At 65.7% G+C, this 16,446-nt stretch carries 18 protein-coding genes and 1 tRNA gene (1 of these 19 only partly in view); 14 read left to right on the forward strand and 5 right to left on the reverse strand.

The window, feature by feature from the left end:
- Window positions 1–43: 43 nt before the first annotated feature.
- A complete protein-coding gene (locus QX094_RS07600) occupies window positions 44–760 on the forward strand; it encodes a hypothetical protein (protein WP_315718313.1) in 717 nt (238 codons plus the stop codon).
- Here QX094_RS07600 and QX094_RS07605 read toward each other — a convergent pair whose 3' ends face one another.
- On the reverse strand, window positions 761–1,495 hold the full coding sequence (locus QX094_RS07605; RefSeq protein WP_315778323.1) for a cytochrome c biogenesis CcdA family protein: 735 nt from the start codon (window positions 1,493–1,495) through the stop codon (window positions 761–763).
- Between the two features lie 121 nt (window positions 1,496–1,616).
- On the opposite strand from QX094_RS07605, the gene QX094_RS07610 reads away from it, so the two are divergent.
- From QX094_RS07610 to QX094_RS07620, 3 genes are all read left to right on the forward strand, one after another.
- On the forward strand, window positions 1,617–2,006 hold the full coding sequence (locus tag QX094_RS07610; protein WP_315754880.1) for a thioredoxin: 390 nt from the start codon (window positions 1,617–1,619) through the stop codon (window positions 2,004–2,006).
- A 24-nt stretch (window positions 2,007–2,030) separates the two neighbouring features.
- Window positions 2,031–2,381, forward strand: a complete 351-nt coding sequence (locus QX094_RS07615; RefSeq protein WP_315718315.1) for a metalloregulator ArsR/SmtB family transcription factor — start codon at window positions 2,031–2,033, stop codon at window positions 2,379–2,381.
- Between the two features lie 121 nt (window positions 2,382–2,502).
- Entirely contained in the window at window positions 2,503–3,588 is a 1,086-nt protein-coding gene (locus tag QX094_RS07620) for a YeeE/YedE family protein (protein ID WP_315736267.1), read from the forward strand.
- A gap of 284 nt (window positions 3,589–3,872) precedes the next feature.
- Here the strand turns inward: QX094_RS07620 and QX094_RS07625 are convergent.
- A tRNA-Met gene (locus QX094_RS07625) sits at window positions 3,873–3,949 on the reverse strand.
- A gap of 486 nt (window positions 3,950–4,435) precedes the next feature.
- Here QX094_RS07625 and QX094_RS07630 point away from each other — a divergent pair.
- Window positions 4,436–5,869 (forward strand): coniferyl aldehyde dehydrogenase, encoded by a 1,434-nt coding sequence (locus QX094_RS07630; protein ID WP_316171771.1) that lies wholly within the window; start codon window positions 4,436–4,438, stop codon window positions 5,867–5,869.
- 173 nt (window positions 5,870–6,042) lie between these two features.
- A complete protein-coding gene (locus QX094_RS07635) occupies window positions 6,043–7,644 on the forward strand; it encodes a GMC family oxidoreductase (protein ID WP_316186320.1) in 1,602 nt (533 codons plus the stop codon).
- Between the two features lie 45 nt (window positions 7,645–7,689).
- Here QX094_RS07635 and QX094_RS07640 read toward each other — a convergent pair whose 3' ends face one another.
- Window positions 7,690–8,451: an SDR family NAD(P)-dependent oxidoreductase gene (locus tag QX094_RS07640; protein WP_315718074.1), complete on the reverse strand. Its 762-nt coding sequence runs from the start codon at window positions 8,449–8,451 to the stop codon at window positions 7,690–7,692.
- Window positions 8,452–8,561: 110 nt separating this feature from the next.
- On the opposite strand from QX094_RS07640, the gene QX094_RS07645 reads away from it, so the two are divergent.
- A complete protein-coding gene (locus QX094_RS07645) occupies window positions 8,562–9,077 on the forward strand; it encodes a CvpA family protein (protein ID WP_315718075.1) in 516 nt (171 codons plus the stop codon).
- A 141-nt stretch (window positions 9,078–9,218) separates the two neighbouring features.
- Entirely contained in the window at window positions 9,219–10,001 is a 783-nt protein-coding gene (locus QX094_RS07650; RefSeq protein WP_315753786.1) for an SDR family oxidoreductase, read from the forward strand.
- A gap of 293 nt (window positions 10,002–10,294) precedes the next feature.
- Here the strand turns inward: QX094_RS07650 and QX094_RS07655 are convergent, their stop codons facing one another.
- Window positions 10,295–10,744, reverse strand: coding sequence for a DUF3775 domain-containing protein (locus tag QX094_RS07655; RefSeq protein WP_315718078.1), 450 nt, complete (start codon window positions 10,742–10,744; stop codon window positions 10,295–10,297).
- 116 nt (window positions 10,745–10,860) lie between these two features.
- On the opposite strand from QX094_RS07655, the gene QX094_RS07660 reads away from it, so the two are divergent.
- The 4 genes from QX094_RS07660 (at window position 10,861) to QX094_RS07675 (ending at window position 14,264) form a co-directional block, all read left to right on the forward strand.
- Window positions 10,861–11,724: an MBL fold metallo-hydrolase gene (locus QX094_RS07660; protein ID WP_315718080.1), complete on the forward strand. Its 864-nt coding sequence runs from the start codon at window positions 10,861–10,863 to the stop codon at window positions 11,722–11,724.
- 77 nt (window positions 11,725–11,801) lie between these two features.
- Window positions 11,802–12,644, forward strand: a complete 843-nt coding sequence (locus tag QX094_RS07665) for a fumarylacetoacetate hydrolase family protein (protein WP_316186321.1) — start codon at window positions 11,802–11,804, stop codon at window positions 12,642–12,644.
- A gap of 119 nt (window positions 12,645–12,763) precedes the next feature.
- Complete coding sequence (locus tag QX094_RS07670; protein ID WP_315753790.1) at window positions 12,764–13,378, forward strand: glutathione S-transferase family protein; 615 nt, start codon at window positions 12,764–12,766, stop codon at window positions 13,376–13,378.
- 19 nt (window positions 13,379–13,397) lie between these two features.
- Window positions 13,398–14,264: an MBL fold metallo-hydrolase gene (locus QX094_RS07675; RefSeq protein ID WP_315753791.1), complete on the forward strand. Its 867-nt coding sequence runs from the start codon at window positions 13,398–13,400 to the stop codon at window positions 14,262–14,264.
- Window positions 14,265–14,295: 31 nt separating this feature from the next.
- Here the strand turns inward: QX094_RS07675 and QX094_RS07680 are convergent, their stop codons facing one another.
- Window positions 14,296–14,838, reverse strand: coding sequence for a methylated-DNA--[protein]-cysteine S-methyltransferase (locus QX094_RS07680; RefSeq protein WP_315718084.1), 543 nt, complete (start codon window positions 14,836–14,838; stop codon window positions 14,296–14,298).
- A gap of 209 nt (window positions 14,839–15,047) precedes the next feature.
- Between QX094_RS07680 and QX094_RS07685 the strand changes: the two genes are divergently transcribed.
- Window positions 15,048–15,851 (forward strand): phytanoyl-CoA dioxygenase family protein, encoded by an 804-nt coding sequence (locus QX094_RS07685; RefSeq protein ID WP_315718085.1) that lies wholly within the window; start codon window positions 15,048–15,050, stop codon window positions 15,849–15,851.
- 96 nt (window positions 15,852–15,947) lie between these two features.
- Window positions 15,948–16,446, forward strand: partial view of an NAD(P)H-dependent oxidoreductase gene (locus QX094_RS07690; protein WP_316176001.1) — the 5' portion only. 809 nt of this gene lie beyond the right edge of the window; 499 of the gene's 1,308 nt are visible here — the first part of the coding sequence; its start codon is at window positions 15,948–15,950; its stop codon lies off the right edge, out of view.

Genomic DNA, 16,446 nt, shown 5'->3' on the forward strand with positions numbered 1-16,446 from the left:
CGATACATGATATTCGAATAACAGAATGTGAAAAGGACATTCGATGCTGCGCCGCGTCATCATGCTGTCGCTCGTGCTGTCATGCCTCACGCATGGCGTCCGTGGGCACGCCGAAGAGAACGCGGACGTTGCTGCCTTCATGCGCTCGGCGATGGCCAGCCTGCGCACCGCCGCGAGCTATGGCCGCACCGGCAATGTGGGCCTGGCGCAGATCGAGCTCGACGACGCCCGGATCGCCTGGGGCAGGCTCAGCCGGCTCGCCGAGCGCTCCAATGCGCCCTATTCGGCCAAATCCTTTGCAGAACTGATCGCCACCGGAAACGATCGCCTGAAGCAGGCGGACGAAGCGCTGACCGCAGGTGACGGGGCACGCGCTGCGGCGGCCATTGCCGCGTTGCGCCGGTCGCTTCACGCCCTGAGGCAGGACGCCGGCGTGGTCGAGCTCAGCGATTGCGTGTTCGACCTGTCACCCGTCATGGACGCGTTGCGCAACGCAGCTGCGCGGTTCGCTGCGGGCAAGGCCGAGCCTGGCGAGGTCGTCCAGGCCGGCACAGCGCTGCGCGACCGGCTGCAACGCTGCAACGGCCTCGCCGCGCCCGACGTGGCGAGCCAGGCCGAGTTCCGCCGCCTGATCGACGGCGCCACGACGAGTGCCGGCGAGATCGGCCGCGCGGCGCGCGAGAGCGACGCCGGCCTGGTGCATCGCTATGAGATCGAACTGCAGTCCTTCGTCAATCTATTGGACTTCCGCTTCGGCTGATCAGCCGATGGTGGCGAGCGACGGAAAGCGCTCGAAGATCCATTCCGACATCCGCGGGATCACGCCGGCGAGAAAGGCCGCGCCGGTCAGGACGAGAAAGCCGCCCATCGTCTTCTCGACCAGGGGGAGATGCGGCTTGATGCCCTTGAGCATGGTCATGAACTGTCCCGTGAAGGCAGCGGCGATCAGGAACGGGATGCCGGTCCCGACCGAATAGGCGGCGAGCAGCAGCGCACCCTTCCCCACCGTCGCCTCCGCGCCGGCCATCATCAGGACGGCGGCAAGGACCGGCCCCGCACACGGTGTCCAGCCGAAGGCGAAGGCAAGTCCCATCACGAACGCACCGAGCAGGCCGGCCGGCTTGCTTCCGACGTCGATCGTCGCGCTCCGGTACAGCAGCGGGATCCGGAGCACCCCGAGGAAATGCAGCCCCATCGTGATGATGACGAGGCCAGCGAGGATGCCGAGCTGGCTGAGATGGCCGGCAATGAACCTTCCGAACACCGAGGCGGTGGCGCCGAGACCGACGAACACCAGCGAAAAACCGCCGACGAAGCACAGCGCCGTCAGCACCGTCCGCCGCCGCTGGGCCATGCTGGTTTCGCCGATCGCGTCGGCCGCCGAGACGCCGGCCATGTAGCACAGGAACGGCGGGACCAGCGGCAGAATGCACGGTGACAGAAACGACAACAGACCCGCGGCCAGCGCGGCGCCCAGCGTGACGTCGAGATCCATCTTTCCCCCCGGTCGGCCAGCGCTACGTGCCCGGCCTGCCGGGCAGGATTCGGAAATCGCGCACTAGTACATATTCGAATTTAATGATAGATTGGCCGCCAAGTCCAGAGAGGATCTCGGCATGACCAGCAGACGTGCATCGCGCGGATTCGCAACGCTCGCAGGAGCCGTAGTGACCGGCATTTGCCTCTCGTCCCCGGCGTTCGCCTCCGAGCTCGTGATGTTCGAACGTCCGGGCTGCGGCTGGTGCGCCCGCTTCAACGCGGAAATCGGTCCGATCTATGACAAGACCGACGAGGGGCGCGCGCTGCCGCTGCGACGGGTCGACCTTGCCAAGCCGCTGCCGACGGACCTTTCCGGTATCGATCCGGGAGCGTTCACCCCGACCTTCGTGGTGGTCGATCAGGGCCGCGAGATCGGACGCATCCGCGGTTATCCCGGCGATGCGTTCTTCTTTGGGCTGCTCGGCCGCATAATGAATGCTACAAGCGGGGCTCCGGCCCGCTCCTGACGCCAACCGAGGGATTCAGAATTCATGCCGCTGCCGAAGTTGAAGGACATCGAAACCTCTGCCGAGCTCGAGCAGATGATCGAGAAGGCGCGGGAAGCCAGCGAGATGCTGAAGGCACTGTCCCACGAGTCCCGGCTTTTGCTGCTCTGCATCCTTGCCGAAGGCGAAAAATCCGTCACCGAGCTCGAGCAGTTCCTGGGCGAGCGGCAGTCGACCGTCTCGCAGCAGCTCGCCCGTCTCAGGCTCGACCGGCTGGTCACGACGCGGCGCGAGGGCAAGACGATCTACTACAGCCTTGCGAGCGAAGATGTCCGCAAGATCCTGACGGCGATCTACGACGTCTATTGCGAGCCGGTCCGCAAGCGCCGCCGCTGACCGGTTGGCCCTCGCGGTCTCGGGCTTCGCATCGGCGCGCCCCGTAGCGGCGCAAGAGGTCTGGCGTCCCCGCCGCTCCTGGCGCACAATGCCAGGAAACCAACGAGGATGTCGGAGAGGAATGCTCAGCCCATCAGCACTGACGTTCATGTGTGGGCTCCTCGCGGGCGCCGTTCTCGGCGTCGCCGGTCGCGCCGGCCGCTTCTGTACGCTCGCGATGCTGGAGGACGCGTTCTTCGGCGCCGATACCCGGCGACTCAAATCCTTCGCTCTGGCGGCCGCGGTCGCGCTGGTCGCAACCCAGCTGCTCGCCAGCTTCGGCCTGATCGACCTGTCGCGCTCGATCTACTTGACGTCGTCCATTCCGCTCGGCGGCGCCATCCTCGGCGGCTTGTCGTTCGGAATCGGGATGGCCCTGGTCGGCACCTGCGGCTTCGGGACACTGGTCCGTATCGGCGGCGGTGATTTGCGCGCCATCGTCGTGTTTCTGGTGCTGGGCGTGTCAGCCCTGGCCGCGATGCGCGGGCTCACGGGATTCCTGCGCATCTCGCTGATCGAGCCGCTCTCCATACGCCTGCCCGAAACGATGACCCAGGGCATGGATATGCTGCTGTCGCCCGCACTTGGCTCATATGCGCGGCCGGCAACCGTTTCCGTCGCAGCGGTCGCGCTCGCGGCCTGGGCATTGGCCGACGGGCGCCTCGTGAGATCGCCGCGCCTGCTGCTCTCCGGCCTCGCCGTAGGCTGCGCGGTGGCGTTCGGCTGGTTCGCCACCAGCTGGCTCGGCAATGACGATTTCGATCCGGCGCGCGTGGCATCCCTGACCTTCGTTGCCCCGCTCGGCAATACCGTGCTCTACATCGCCACGCTGTCCGGCAGCCGGGCCGATTTTGCGATCGGCTCCGTCGCCGGCGTGATCCTGGGCTCGTTCGTCGCGGCAATGTTTTCGCGCGTCTTCCGCTGGGAGGCCTGCGATGATGCGCGCGAGCTGAAGCGTCACATGACCGGCGCGCTGCTGATGGGCACCGGCGGCATCATGTCGATGGGCTGCACGATCGGACAGGGCCTGTCGGCATTCTCGACGTTGGCGGTCTCGGCGCCGCTGACGATGCTGGCGATCACCTGCGGCGCACGTCTCGGCCTCGAATACACCATGACCGGCGAATGGCGCCCTGCCGTGCGCAACCTGCTGCGTCTGACATCGTGACGGCGGCTGCGCTCGCGCAATGTGCAAGCTCGCTCCCACGCCAGGGCAATGGGGTTGTACCGCAGGCAGACGGATTGTGGATTTCGCCGTTGCCTCAATACTTCAGTTCACGCGCTTCGCAGATTGTCTGCCGGCTCGCATGGTCGCCTGAGCGCCGTCCTGGTGATAATTCCCGGATCTTCCGATGCCACGCTTCAGGGGGAGACGGCACTGTCCTCAGCTGCACAGCAGCTCACAAACCAAAACTCCCGCAGCCTCGTCGGCTACGGGAGTGTCGGTCTCAATGGTTGCGGGGATAGGATTTGAACCTATGACCTTCAGGTTATGAGCCTGACGAGCTACCGGGCTGCTCCACCCCGCGTTAACTTGTGCGTCACCTTCAGAGAAGCGCCGGGCGGTCCTGGCAGACACCGAGGCGCTGCCGATCCATCCCAAAGGCTTCCTGAGAAGGCTTGAGCCCGTTGGCCTAGCCGGCCGTCGGGTGCGGGCGGTATGTACCAATGCGAGGCCGGTTTGGAAAGGCCTTTCGGGAAGTTTTTTTGCCGGATTGTGACACCGCCTCTCTCACGACTCACATCAGAAATTACCTCAACATTACAAATACATATGAGAGCGACCTATTTGCCGGCCGGGACCACGGCACGGCCCGGGCTGGGGACAAGGACAAGTTCTTCGGGGGGCGGCGGCAGGGACCGACGACACACACCCCAAATGGATTGGCTCCACGCTCGCGCCCAGCCGGCACAAAACCGACGCCGTGCTTGCCAAGGGTCCCGCAACGCGGCAGCTTTAAGCCAACCAGAATGACGGCCCTGCACGCGGCCGCGGTACACGCGAGGAGACGTCCATGGACCAGTCCCTGAAGAGCCCAGCCCTCTCGGCGCTCGACGACGCGTTCCACGCCCAGGTCGAGGCCTCCCGCAATGCGCCCCCGCCCGCTCTCGCGGCACGGCTGGACGGCCTGAAGCGGCTGCGAGCGATGCTGTCGGACAACGAGAAGCGCCTGGAGCAGGCGATCTCGGCCGATTTCGGCCACCGCTGCGCCGTCGAGACGACGATTGCCGAAACGCTGTTCCTGCAGGCCGAGATCAGGCACACGCTCAAGGTGCTGCCGCGCTGGATGGCGCCGCGGCGCATCGCCACCGCGCTGCAGTTCTGGCCGGCGCGCAACCGCCTGATCCCGCAGCCGCTCGGCGTGGTCGGCATCATCGCGCCGTGGAATTACCCGTTGCAGCTGACGCTGGCGCCAGCAATCGGCGCGCTCGCCGCCGGCAACCGGGTCATGATCAAGCCGAGCGAGCTGACGCCGCACTTCTCCGCGCTGCTCAAGGAGCTCATCGCGGCGAATTTCGACCCGACTGAGCTCATCGTCACCGGCATCGAGGACGGCGTCGCGGAGACCTTTGCCGCGCTGCCGTTCGATCATCTGGTCTTCACCGGCTCGACCCGCGTCGGCCGCATCGTCGCTGAGGCCGCCGGGCGCAACCTGACCCCGGTGACGCTCGAGCTCGGCGGCAAGTCACCGACCATCGTCGACGTCTCCGCCGACATCGACGAAGCCGCGGAGCGCATCGCCTATGCCAAGCTGCTCAACGCCGGCCAGACCTGCATCGCGCCGGACTACGTGTTCGTGCCCGAACAGCACGCGGACGCATTCGCGAGCAAGCTGCACCGGCACATGCTGCAGATGTTCGGCACCAACCCGGCCAATGGCGACTACACGTCGATCATCTCCGAGCGGCACTATGCTAGGCTGGAAGGATTGCTGCGCGATGCGATCGCGCGCGGCGCCAGGACGCTGAGCACGACCAGCCCGGAAGATCCGGCCTGGAAGAAGCTGCGGAAATTTCCACCGACGATCGTGGTCGGCGCGAGCGCGGACATGGCGGTCATGCAGGAGGAGATCTTCGGTCCGCTGCTGCCGATCATGACCTATCGGCAATCCGACGACGTCATCCGCCACATCAACGCCCACGACCGGCCGCTCGCGCTGTACTGGTTCGGCACTGACGCTGCGGCCCGTGACACGGTGCTGGCGCGCACCGTCTCCGGCGGCGTCACCATCAACGACTGCCTTCTGCATTTTGCGCAGATGAACCAGCCGATGGGCGGCGTCGGCGCCTCCGGCATCGGCCATTATCACGGCGAATGGGGCTTCAACAGCTTCAGCAAGTTGAAGCCGGTGTTCTACCGCTCTCCCTTCAACCGCATGAAGGATCTCTATCCACCCTACGGCGCCAGCATCGCGCGGATCGAAAAGCTTCTGCGATTCCTGTCCTAGCCAATCGTCGTTCCCGGGGCGCAGAGCGCGCCCCCAGGAATCCCGAGACGATCGGGTGCAGATCAAACTCTCGATTCCGAGTTCGACGCTCAGCGCAAATGACTTCGCCACCTGCCGCGCGCCGCCGGAACGACATTCGAACAACAAGCAAAACAAACATCAGGGAGAGATGCGTGACGGACGAGGTCGATTTCATCGTCGTGGGCGGCGGCAGCGGCGGCGCAACGGTTGCCGGCCGCCTGTCGGAAGATCCGGCGACATCCGTCGCGCTGCTCGACGCCGGGGGACGCAACGACAACTGGATCGTGACCACGCCCTACATGCTGTTCCTGATGGTCGCGGGGCCCGTCAACAACTGGTCCTTCACCACCGTGCCGCAAAAGGGCCTGGACGGGCGCAGCGGCTATCAGCCGCGCGGCCGCGGGCTCGGCGGCTCCTCCGCGATCAACGCCATGGTCTACATCCGCGGCCACCGCGCCGACTACGATCATTGGGCTTCCCTCGGCAACACCGGATGGTCGTATGACGACGTGCTGCCCTACTTCAAGCGCGCCGAGAACAACGCCGAGTTCAACGGCGCGTATCACGGCCAATCGGGACCACTGCCGGTCAGCCGGCTGCGGACCGACAATCCCGTGCACGACATCTTTCTCCAGGCGGCGCGCGAAGCGCAGTTTCCGGTCCGCGACGATTTCAATGCCGACACGCAGGAAGGGCTCGGGCTCTATCAGGTCACGCAGAAGAATGGCGAGCGCTGGAGCGCGGCACGGGCCTACATCCAGCCGCATCTCGGCAGCCGCAGCAACCTGCGGGTCGAGACCTCGGCGCATGCGTCGATGATCCTGTTCGAGGGCAAGCGCGCGGTCGGCGTCAAGTATCGCCAGGGCAAGGAGGTCAAGGAGATCCGCTCCCGGCGCGAAGTGATCCTCGCCTCCGGCGCGTTCCAGACCCCGCAATTGCTGATGCTGTCGGGCATCGGCGACGCGAGCGCCCTGGCGCGGCTCGGCATCGCCGGCGTCCACCATTTGCCGGGTGTCGGACAGAACCTGCAGGACCATCCGGATTTCATCTTCGCCTACACCTCCGACAACCCCAACTTCTCTTCCCTGTCGCCGAAGGGCCTGCGCCGGCTGCTGGCGGGCATCGGCCAATATCGCCGCGAGCGCCGCGGCGTCCTGACCTCGAACTTCGCCGAATGCGGCGGCTTCCTGAAGACGCGGCCTGATCTCGACGTGCCCGACATCCAGTTGCATTTCGGCATGGCCGTCACCGACGATCACGGCCGCAAGCGCCACGGCAATGGCTTCTCCTGCCATTTCTGTCTGCTCCGGCCGAAGAGCCGCGGCATGGTCGGCTTGAAGAATGCCGATCCGCTCGCCGCGCCGCTGATCGATCCCAACTTCCTGGGCGAGGCCGACGATCTCGAAACCATGGTGGCCGGCTACAAGACCACGCTGCGGCTGATGCAGACGCCGGCGATGCGCAGCCTCGGCAAGCGCGACCTGTTCACGTCGGATGTCAGGACCGACGACGACATCCGCGCCATCCTGCGCGCCCGCGTCGATACGGTCTACCATCCTGTCGGCACCTGCAAGATGGGCGTCGACGATCCGCTCGCCGTGGTCGATCCCGAATTGAAGGTGCGCGGAATGTCCGGCCTGCGCGTGGTCGACGCCTCGATCATGCCGACCCTGATCGGCGGCAACACCAATGCGCCGACCATCATGATCGGCGAGAAGGCCGCCGACATGATCAAGCGCGAGCTGAAAGGCTGAGACCGCTCGCCATCGAGGGAAATCAACCTGCCGATCAGCAGGGCCTCACGTCAGCAGGAAGCCGCCGTCCACCGTGACGACGCTGCCGGTCATGTAGCGCGAGGCGTTGGACGCCAGCAGCAGGATCGCGCCGTCGAGGTCGCTCTCGTGGCCGACGCGCCGCTGCGGAATCCGCTTGACCAGCTTCTCGCCCGCCGGTGTCTCCCAGACCTCGTGATTGATGTCGGTGTCGATGTAGCCGGGCGCCAGTGCGTTGACGCGGATGCCGCTCGCCGCGAGCTCCAGCGCCAGCGCCTTGGTCGCCTGCACCACGCCGGCCTTGGAGATCGCATAGGGCGAGATGAACTTGACGACGCTGAAGCCGAGCACCGAGGCGATGTTGATGATGTTGCCGCCGGTCTTGCGCGCGGCCATGCGCCGAGCTGCTTCGGTTGCGGCAAAATAGGCGCCCTTCAGATTGGCGCCGATCACGGCGTCCCAATCCGCCTCGCTCTGCTCGACCGCGAGCTTCTCTACCGCGATGCCGGCATTGTTGATCAGCACCGTCACGGGTCCGAGCGCGGCCTCGGCCGCATCCATGCCCCTGACGATCGATGCCATGCTCGTCACGTCCATCTCGACCGCGGCGGCGCGACCACCCCTTGCCTTGAGCTCCGCCTCCAACGCCTTGAGCTTGCCGGTCTGGCGTGCCGCGAGCGCGACGGCGGCGCCACGCGCCGATAGAACCCGGGCGAACTGCCGGCCGAGCCCCTGGCTCGCGCCGGTGATCAGGATCACCTCGCGGCTGACGTCGAACAGCTCGGACATGGTTCCTCCCACGATTGCTCATTTGTTGCGGCGCATTGATACAGACGATTTGAAGTAGCGCAAACCGGAATCGTTTACCGGGCCCGGCCTACAACCGCGGCGGAGCAACCATGAACGCTTTCGACCTCGCCGCTTGTGCCGCACTGATGGTTGCCGTCTACAGCGGCTTCTCGACCGGGCTGTTGCGCAGCGCCATCACGATTCTGGCCTACCTGCTCGCGATGCCGCTGGCGATGGGCGCGGTTGCGGCGATGAGCCCGCAACTGCGCGACGTGCACGGCACTCCGCTGGCACAGAACTGGCTGCAGTTCTTCGCCGCCTTCGTCGTCATCGGCATGGCGCTGGGCAAGATCGGCCGCATCCTGCTCGACGAAGCGATCGGTTCCGAGGCCGGTTTTGGCGACCGGCTCGGCGGCGCTCTGCTGGGCGCCGTGCGCACCGGCATGGTCGCGACCACGCTGGTGCTGGTGTTCGACAGGATCGTTCCCCCCGAGCGTCAGCCGCGCTTCCTTGAGGGATCACGCCTGCGGCCGATGCTCTCGCTCGCAGGCGCAAAAGGCTTCCGCTCGCTGCCTCCGGAGCTCGCAAGCCTGATCGACCGGCTGAAGCAGGAACGGCGCATCTGACGGACACGGCGGCGCCGCCTCTCCCGTCATAGCGAGCCATGCAATTCGGCAGAGGCCGGCTGCTCTTATCAGCGGCAATTCGGTTGGCTAGAATGCGCCCATCTTTCTTCCAGCCTCACTGACATATCGGAGTGATCAATCGTGGATCTCGGGATCAAGGGCCGCCGCGCCATCGTCTGCGCCTCCAGCAAGGGCCTGGGCCGCGCCTGCGCCATCGCGCTGGCCAATGAAGGCGTACATGTCACGATCACGGCGCGCGGCGCCGAAGTGCTGGCGAAGACCGCGGCCGAGATCCGCGCGGCCAATCCTGGCGTCACCGTCACGGAAGTGGCGGGCGACATCACCACGCCCGAGGGCCGCGCCGCCGTGCTGAAGGCCTGCCCGGATCCGGACATCCTGATCAACAACGCCGGCGGCCCGCCGCCCGGCGATTTCCGCAACTGGACCCGCGACGACTGGATCAAGGCGCTCGACGCCAACATGCTGACGCCGATCGAGCTGATCAAGGCGACCGTCGACGGCATGATGGCGCGCAAGTTCGGCCGCATCGTCAACATCACCTCGGCCGCGGTGAAGGCGCCGATCGACATTCTCGGCCTCTCCAACGGCGCCCGCGCCGGCCTCACCGGCTTCGTCGCCGGCCTGTCGCGCAAGACCGTGATCAACAACGTCACGATCAATGCGCTGCTGCCGGGGCCGTTCGAGACCGACCGCCTGCTCTCGACGGCAAAGGGCGAGGCCGAGAAGCGCGGTGTCACGCCGGAGCAGATCCTCGCCGACCGCGCCAAGACGAACCCTGCAGGTCGCTTCGGCGATCCCGAGGAATTTGGACTCGCCTGCGCCTTCCTGTGCGGCGCCAAGGCCGGCTACATCACCGGCCAGAACATCCTGCTCGACGGCGGCGCCTTCCCAGGCACGCTGTAAGACAGACTTCCTTGGGCGGTCTGGCGCGGAAACCTGCTACGCCGATCCCGGGCTTTCACCTCGCCCCGCTTGCGGGGAGAGGTCGGATTGCATCGCGAGATGCAATCGGGGTGAGGGGGGCTCTCCGCGAACGCGGTGTCTGTGGAGAGTCCCTCTCACCCCAACCCTCTCCCCGCAAGCGGGGCGAGGGAGCGCAGTGCCGGCGCAATAGGAATTCGAATCCAACTAATAAAGCTGTGAGTTCTGTTTGCCATCCGCGCTATGAATACAGCGACTCTGCCTTTCCGAACGACCTACCGCTTCTCGTCCTCGTCGCGCTGGCTTGGGCTCGACGAATCCGCCGTGGTGCGGCCTTCGGTCCAATCGATGCCGAACGCATCGAGGCCCTCCGCCAGCAGGTCGCCGAGCATCGGCTCGCCCAGCAGATAACGCGCGGTGTGGCGGTCGCGCTGGCCGGCGGCCTCGCGGCGCAGATCGTCCCACTCGTCGATATCGCCGTCGCCGCGGCCGAGCCGCATCAAGGCGACGAGATCGGTCTGCTCGTCCTCGGTCATCGCGTTGATGAAGCCGGTGATCTCGCGCACCACGGGATCATCGCCGCTATCCTGGAGCACGTCGACCATGTCGTCATCGACGGCATTCGAGCCGGATTCCTCATCGGTCGCCTGCTCCTTGACGTCGAACTCGCGCGCCTTTTCGATCAGGAAGGCGACCTTCTCGGGCGATATCGTCAGCTCTGGCATGGCGTTCTCCTCATGGACGGACTGCAGCAACGCCTGTTCCGGGCAGTTGATCCATTGCGCCGGAACAAGCCGCGCGGCATCGTGACCGGCATCAAGAATAGGACGAGGAAGCGCGCATGTCTTGGACGATCGGCCGGGTCAGGGTCACCAAATTCGTCGAGCTGGAGACCGTCGGCGGCACCCGCTTCATCCTGCCGCAGGCAACACCCGAGACGATCCGCGAGCTGTCCTGGCTCACGCCCGATTTTGCGACCGATGAAGGTCGGCTGAAGATGTCGATCCACACCCTGGTGCTGGAAACACCGACGATGCGGATCGTGGTCGACACCGGGCTCGGCAACGACAAGCAGGGCCGCAGCGTGCCAATGTGGAACAACCGCGCGACACCGTTCCTGGAGACGATGAGCGCTGCCGGCCTCCCGCCTGAAAGCATCGACATGGTGATCTGCACCCACCTCCATGTCGACCATGTCGGATGGAATACGCGGCTGGTCGACGGCCGCTGGGTCCCGACTTTCTCCGATGCGCGCTACGTTTTCGGCCGCACCGAATATGAGCATTGGCGCGATCACAGCGAGGCCGCCGACGAGACGGCGACCTTCGCCGATTCCGTGCAGCCGATCGTCGCCGCCGGACGCGCGGAGTTCGTCGGAAGCGAAGCGGTGATCACCGACGAGATCACCCTGATCCCGACGCCGGGGCACAGCCCGGGTCATGTCAGCCTGCACATCCGCTCGGATGGCGCGCAGGCCGTGCTCACCGGGGACGTCGCCCACCATCCCTGCCAGATGGCGCGTCTCGATTGGAGCTCGACGGTCGATTCCGATCCGGCGCAGGCGATCGCGACCCGGCGGGCGCTGTTCTCGCGTTTTGCCGACACCGAGACGCTGGTGATCGGCGGCCATTTCCATGCCGGCCATATCCGGCGGGACGGCGCCGCCTTCCGCTTCGAGGCATTACAGGGCAGCGGCGACGCATAGCCCGCAAGGTTGAATTTCCTCCCGCCATGCTCCATGACAGGGCTCTGGAATACCAGGGATTTGAGGGAGAGAAACCAATGAAGCTTGTTCGCTACGGCGAGAAGGGCGCGGAAAAGCCGGGCCTGATCGACGCATCCGGCCAGTTGCGCGACCTGTCGGCGCATGTGAAGGACCTCGATGGCGCGGCCTATGCGCCGGAGTCGCTGAAGAAGCTCGCCGCGCTCGATCCGGCCTCCCTGCCCGCCGTTGCCGGCAAGCCGCGGCTCGGCGCCCCTGTCACCGGCATCTCGAAATTCGTGGCGATCGGCCTCAACTACTCCGACCATGCCAAGGAGACCGGCAACCCGATCCCGGCCGAGCCGATCTTCTTCCTGAAAGCCAACACCGCGCTGTGCGGTCCCTATGATCAGGTCGAGAAGCCGCGCGGCTCGACCAAGCTCGACTGGGAAGTCGAGATCGCCGCCATCATCGGCACTCGCGCCAAATACGTCTCAGAGGCCGAGGCGTTGAACCACATCGCGGGCTACACGATCTGCAACGACGTCTCCGAGCGCAACTTCCAGATCGAGCGCCTGGGCCAGTGGACCAAGGGCAAGTCGCACGACACGTTCGGTCCCGTAGGTCCGTGGCTCGTCACCAAGGACGAGATTCCAGACGTGCAGAACCTGTCGATGTGGCTCGACGTCAACGGCCAGCGCCGCCAGACCGGCACCACCGCGACGATGATCTTCTCGATGGCGAAGTGCATCTCCTACGTCTCGCAGTTCATGACGCTGCTGCCCGGCGACATCGTCACCACGGGCACGCCTCCGGGTGTCGGCATGGGCATGAAGCCGCCGACCTTCCTCAACGTCGGCGACGTCGTCACGCTCGGCATCGAGCGCCTCGGCGAGCAGCACCAGGAGATCATCGAGGCGTAAGGCGCGATATCGACTTGTGAGTCATTCCGGGATGGCGCGTAGCGCCAGACCCGGAATCTCGAGATTCCGGGTTCGATGCTTCGCATCGCCCCGGAATGACCAGCCAGAGGACACTTCCGATGAAACTCACCTTCTCGCCCGCCTCGCCATTCGCCCGCAAGGTGCGCATCGCCGCCATCGAACTCGGGCTGATCGACCGGCTCGAATTCGTGCCTGCAGCCGTGGTGCCGGGCCAGGCCAATGAGGAGTATTCGAAGATCACGCCGCTGAAGAAGCTGCCGGTGCTGATCCTCGACAATGGCGACGTGATCCTGGATTCCTACGTGATCGTCGAATATCTCGACGAGCTCGCCGGCGGCAACAAGCTGATCCCCGCTTCCGGCCCGTCGCGCTGGAAGGTCAAGAGCGAGCATTCCATGCTGCAAGGCATGCTCGATTCCATGCTGCTATGCCGCTACGAGGCGATGGTGCGGCCCGAGGGCCTACGCTGGCAGGCCTGGTCCGACGATCATTGGAACAGGGCCTGGATGGGCATGGCGCGCTTCAATGCGCAGCCCGACTTGATGACGCGCCCGTTCGACATCGTCGCGATCGGACTCGTCTGCGTACTCGGCTATGCCGATTTCCGCTTCGCCGATTGCGGCTGGCGCAAGGCATTTCCAGCACTCGACGCGTTCCACAACAAGATGCTCGAACGCGAATCGGTGAAGATCTCGGTGCCGCCGGCGGCTTGATCCCTGAACAGGAGCTGCCGTGACGCTGACGTTCTCGGTTGCAGACACGACCATTCATCGCATCATCGAGCAGGAAACCACGTTCCTGCCGGCGCGTGAGATGTTTCCCGAGCTGACATCGGAGATGCTGGCGGCAGAGCGCAGCGCGCTGCAGGCGGCCGGTGCCCTCGATGCGCAGGACACGCTGATCCTGTGCTTTCAGTCCTACGTGGTGAGGACGCCTCACCACACCATCCTGATCGACAGCTGCATCGGCAACGACAAGCCGCGCGCGCGGCCGGTCTGGAACATGAAGACCGACGACAGCTACATGCTTGCGCTTGCGGCCGCGGGCGTATCGGTCGACGACATCGACGTCGTGATGTGCACGCATCTGCACACCGATCATGTCGGCTGGAATACGCGGCTCGACAACGGCCGCTGGGTGCCGACCTTCCCGAATGCGCGCTACGTGTTCGCGCAGCGCGAATATGACTACTGGGTGGCGCAGAATGCCAAGGCCGAGGTGCCTCCATTCGCCGACAGCGTGCTGCCGGTGGTCGAGGCCAAGCGCGCCGACATCGTCGGCGACGCATTCGCGATCGGTGATCATGTCCGGCTGCTGCCGACGCCGGGCCACACGCCCGGCCATATCGCAGTCGCCGTCGGCAGGGGCAGAGACGATGCGGTGTTCGCCGGCGACCTGATCCACACGCCGCTGCAGCTCAGCTTTCCCGAGCTGTCACCGAGATTCGACGTCGACCCGGCTCAGGCCGGGGTGACGCGCCGCGCCTTTCTCGAGCGCTATTGCGACACGTCGACGCTGTGCTGCACGGCGCACTTCCCGTCGCCCTCGGTCGGCCGCATTACCCGCAAGGGCAACGGCTTCGCCTGCGAGGCGGTCTGAGACACGGGCGCGGCGCCGGTCACCGCGCCCGTCAATCGAACAGGCTCGGCGTATGGTTCACCGCGGCGCCTTCGATCGCCAGCATCTTCAGCTTGGTCTCGACACCGCCATTGGCGGAGAAGCCGCCGGGCTTGTTGCCCGCCGCCAGCACGCGATGGCAGGGTACGACGATCGGGCACGGGTTGCGCCCGAGCGCCTGGCCGACCTCGCGTGACAGCTCGACTCCCCCGAGCTGCTTGGCGATATCGCCATAGGTCAGGGTTCGGCCCGGCGGGATCCGGCGCGCGATCTCGTAGACGCCGCGCTGGAACGCGCTGACGCCGTCGAGATCGAGGTCGACATCGCTGAGATCATCCGGCTCTCCGGCAAGCAGCGCCGTGATCCGCGTGATGGTGCGCCGCACATGCGGCGGCGGCTCGGCTTCGCCGATGCCTTCGTAACGCTGCTGCATCCGGATGCGGATCTGCGCGACGCCGCCCATCGGCAGTTGCACCGCATTGATGCCGCGCGCTCCCCATGCGATCGCGCAAGCGCCGATCGCGGTCTCGAAAATTGCAAAGCTTTGCTCTGACATGACGGACTCCATCGCCGCTCTGCCCCGTATCATCTGCCAGTCAACTTAGGCTTGGAGAATGTTGCGATCCACCCGGATTCTGCCAATGTCGACAGCGGAAGCACCGTGATGTCCATCGGCAGGCCGAAAGGATGGGAGCACGGCGCAGGGGCAGCCCGGCGCAAAGAGCGGGCGCCTCATCCGAGGAAACCAAGGCGAGGGAGACGGCCATGAAGCTGACGCCGGAGCAGATCGCATTCTTCAACCGCGAGGGCTGGCTGTTCCTGCCCGAGCTGTTCAGCCCCGAGGAGACCGCCTTTCTCGCCCGCGAGGCCGAGGCGATCTATGCGGCTAACCGTCCCGAGGTCTGGCGCGAGAAGAGCGGCGCGCCGCGCACGGCGTTTGCCGCCCACCTCTACAACGACGCCTTCCGCGTGCTCGCGGCGCATCCGCGCATGATCGAGCCGATCGAGCAGATCTTCGGCGAGAAGGTCTACATGCATCAGTTCAAGATCAACGCCAAATCGGCCTTCACCGGTGATGTCTGGCAATGGCACCAGGACTACGGCACCTGGAAGCGCGACGACGGCATGCCGGAGCCGCGCGCGATGAACATCGCGATCTTCCTCGACGAGGTGATGCCGATCAACGGCCCCTTGATGCTGGTGCCGCGCAGCCAGCATGCCGGCGACCTCGAGGCGTCGCATGATCTCGCGACCACGTCCTATCCGTTGTGGACCTTGGACGAGGCGACGGTGACGCGGCTGGTCGCGGAAGGCGGCATCGTCGCGCCGACCGGAAAGCCCGGCGGCATGCTGATGTTCCACGGCAATCTTGTGCACGGCTCCGCCGGCAACATCACGCCTTACCCGCGCAAGATCGTGTACCTCACGCTCAACGCCGTCTCGAACCATATCCGCACCCCGACGCGGCCGGAGTACATCGCGCATCGCGACTTCACCCCGATCGCGATGCTTCCGGATGACGCGCTGCTGAAGCTCGCTCGCGCGAAAAATCGCGAGGCGGCGGAGTGAGGCTCGCACTCCACCATCTAACAGGTCGTCATGCCCGGGCTTGACGAGTGAGTATTGGCCGCATCGACCTGCGTCGAAGAAGCACTGGATCTTTCAATGAACCTCCACGCCCTCCTCCAAGCCCGCGCCGCCGCCGGCAAGCCTGTGCGCGTCGCACTGATCGGCGCCGGCAAGTTCGGCTCGATGTTCCTGGCGCAGGTGCCGCACGTCGCGGGCCTCGAGGTCCCCGTCATCATCGACCTCGATCCCGAGCGCGCCCGCGACGCGTGCCGGACGGTCGGCTGGAGCGCCGAGCTGATCGCGCGCACGAATTTCAGCCCCGACGGGTCGAAGGCGACGGGTGAGGGCATTGACGTCGTTGTCGAAGCGACCGGCAACCCTGCTGCCGGCATCCGCCACGCGCGCGCCGCGATCAAGGCCGGCAAGCACATCGTGATGGTCAATGTCGAAGCCGACGTGCTGGCCGGACCGCTTCTCGCGGAAGAGGCGCGCAAGGCGGGCGTGGTCTATTCGCTGGCCTATGGCGACCAGCCGGCGCTGACGGCCGAGCTCGTCGACTGGGCGCGCGCGACCGGCTTCCACGTGGTCGCGGCCG

Source organism: Bradyrhizobium sp. SZCCHNS1050 (assembly GCF_032484785.1).
Classification (GTDB): domain Bacteria; phylum Pseudomonadota; class Alphaproteobacteria; order Rhizobiales; family Xanthobacteraceae; genus Bradyrhizobium.

Excerpts from the sequence above, each read along its gene's own strand:
- QX094_RS07620 (WP_315736267.1), top strand. The coding sequence starts at position 2,503 with ATGCTCAGCCCATCAGCACTGACGTTCATGTGTGGGCTCCTCGCGGGC.
- QX094_RS07605 (WP_315778323.1), bottom strand. The coding sequence starts at position 1,495 with ATGGATCTCGACGTCACGCTGGGCGCCGCGCTGGCCGCGGGTCTGTTG.
- QX094_RS07660 (WP_315718080.1), top strand. The coding sequence starts at position 10,861 with ATGTCTTGGACGATCGGCCGGGTCAGGGTCACCAAATTCGTCGAGCTG.
- QX094_RS07645 (WP_315718075.1), top strand. The coding sequence starts at position 8,562 with ATGAACGCTTTCGACCTCGCCGCTTGTGCCGCACTGATGGTTGCCGTC.
- QX094_RS07630 (WP_316171771.1), top strand. The coding sequence starts at position 4,436 with ATGGACCAGTCCCTGAAGAGCCCAGCCCTCTCGGCGCTCGACGACGCG.
- QX094_RS07640 (WP_315718074.1), bottom strand. The coding sequence starts at position 8,451 with ATGTCCGAGCTGTTCGACGTCAGCCGCGAGGTGATCCTGATCACCGGC.
- QX094_RS07600 (WP_315718313.1), top strand. The coding sequence starts at position 44 with ATGCTGCGCCGCGTCATCATGCTGTCGCTCGTGCTGTCATGCCTCACG.
- QX094_RS07680 (WP_315718084.1), bottom strand. The coding sequence starts at position 14,838 with ATGTCAGAGCAAAGCTTTGCAATTTTCGAGACCGCGATCGGCGCTTGC.
- QX094_RS07685 (WP_315718085.1), top strand. The coding sequence starts at position 15,048 with ATGAAGCTGACGCCGGAGCAGATCGCATTCTTCAACCGCGAGGGCTGG.
- QX094_RS07610 (WP_315754880.1), top strand. The coding sequence starts at position 1,617 with ATGACCAGCAGACGTGCATCGCGCGGATTCGCAACGCTCGCAGGAGCC.
- QX094_RS07665 (WP_316186321.1), top strand. The coding sequence starts at position 11,802 with ATGAAGCTTGTTCGCTACGGCGAGAAGGGCGCGGAAAAGCCGGGCCTG.
- QX094_RS07655 (WP_315718078.1), bottom strand. The coding sequence starts at position 10,744 with ATGCCAGAGCTGACGATATCGCCCGAGAAGGTCGCCTTCCTGATCGAA.
- QX094_RS07670 (WP_315753790.1), top strand. The coding sequence starts at position 12,764 with ATGAAACTCACCTTCTCGCCCGCCTCGCCATTCGCCCGCAAGGTGCGC.
- QX094_RS07615 (WP_315718315.1), top strand. The coding sequence starts at position 2,031 with ATGCCGCTGCCGAAGTTGAAGGACATCGAAACCTCTGCCGAGCTCGAG.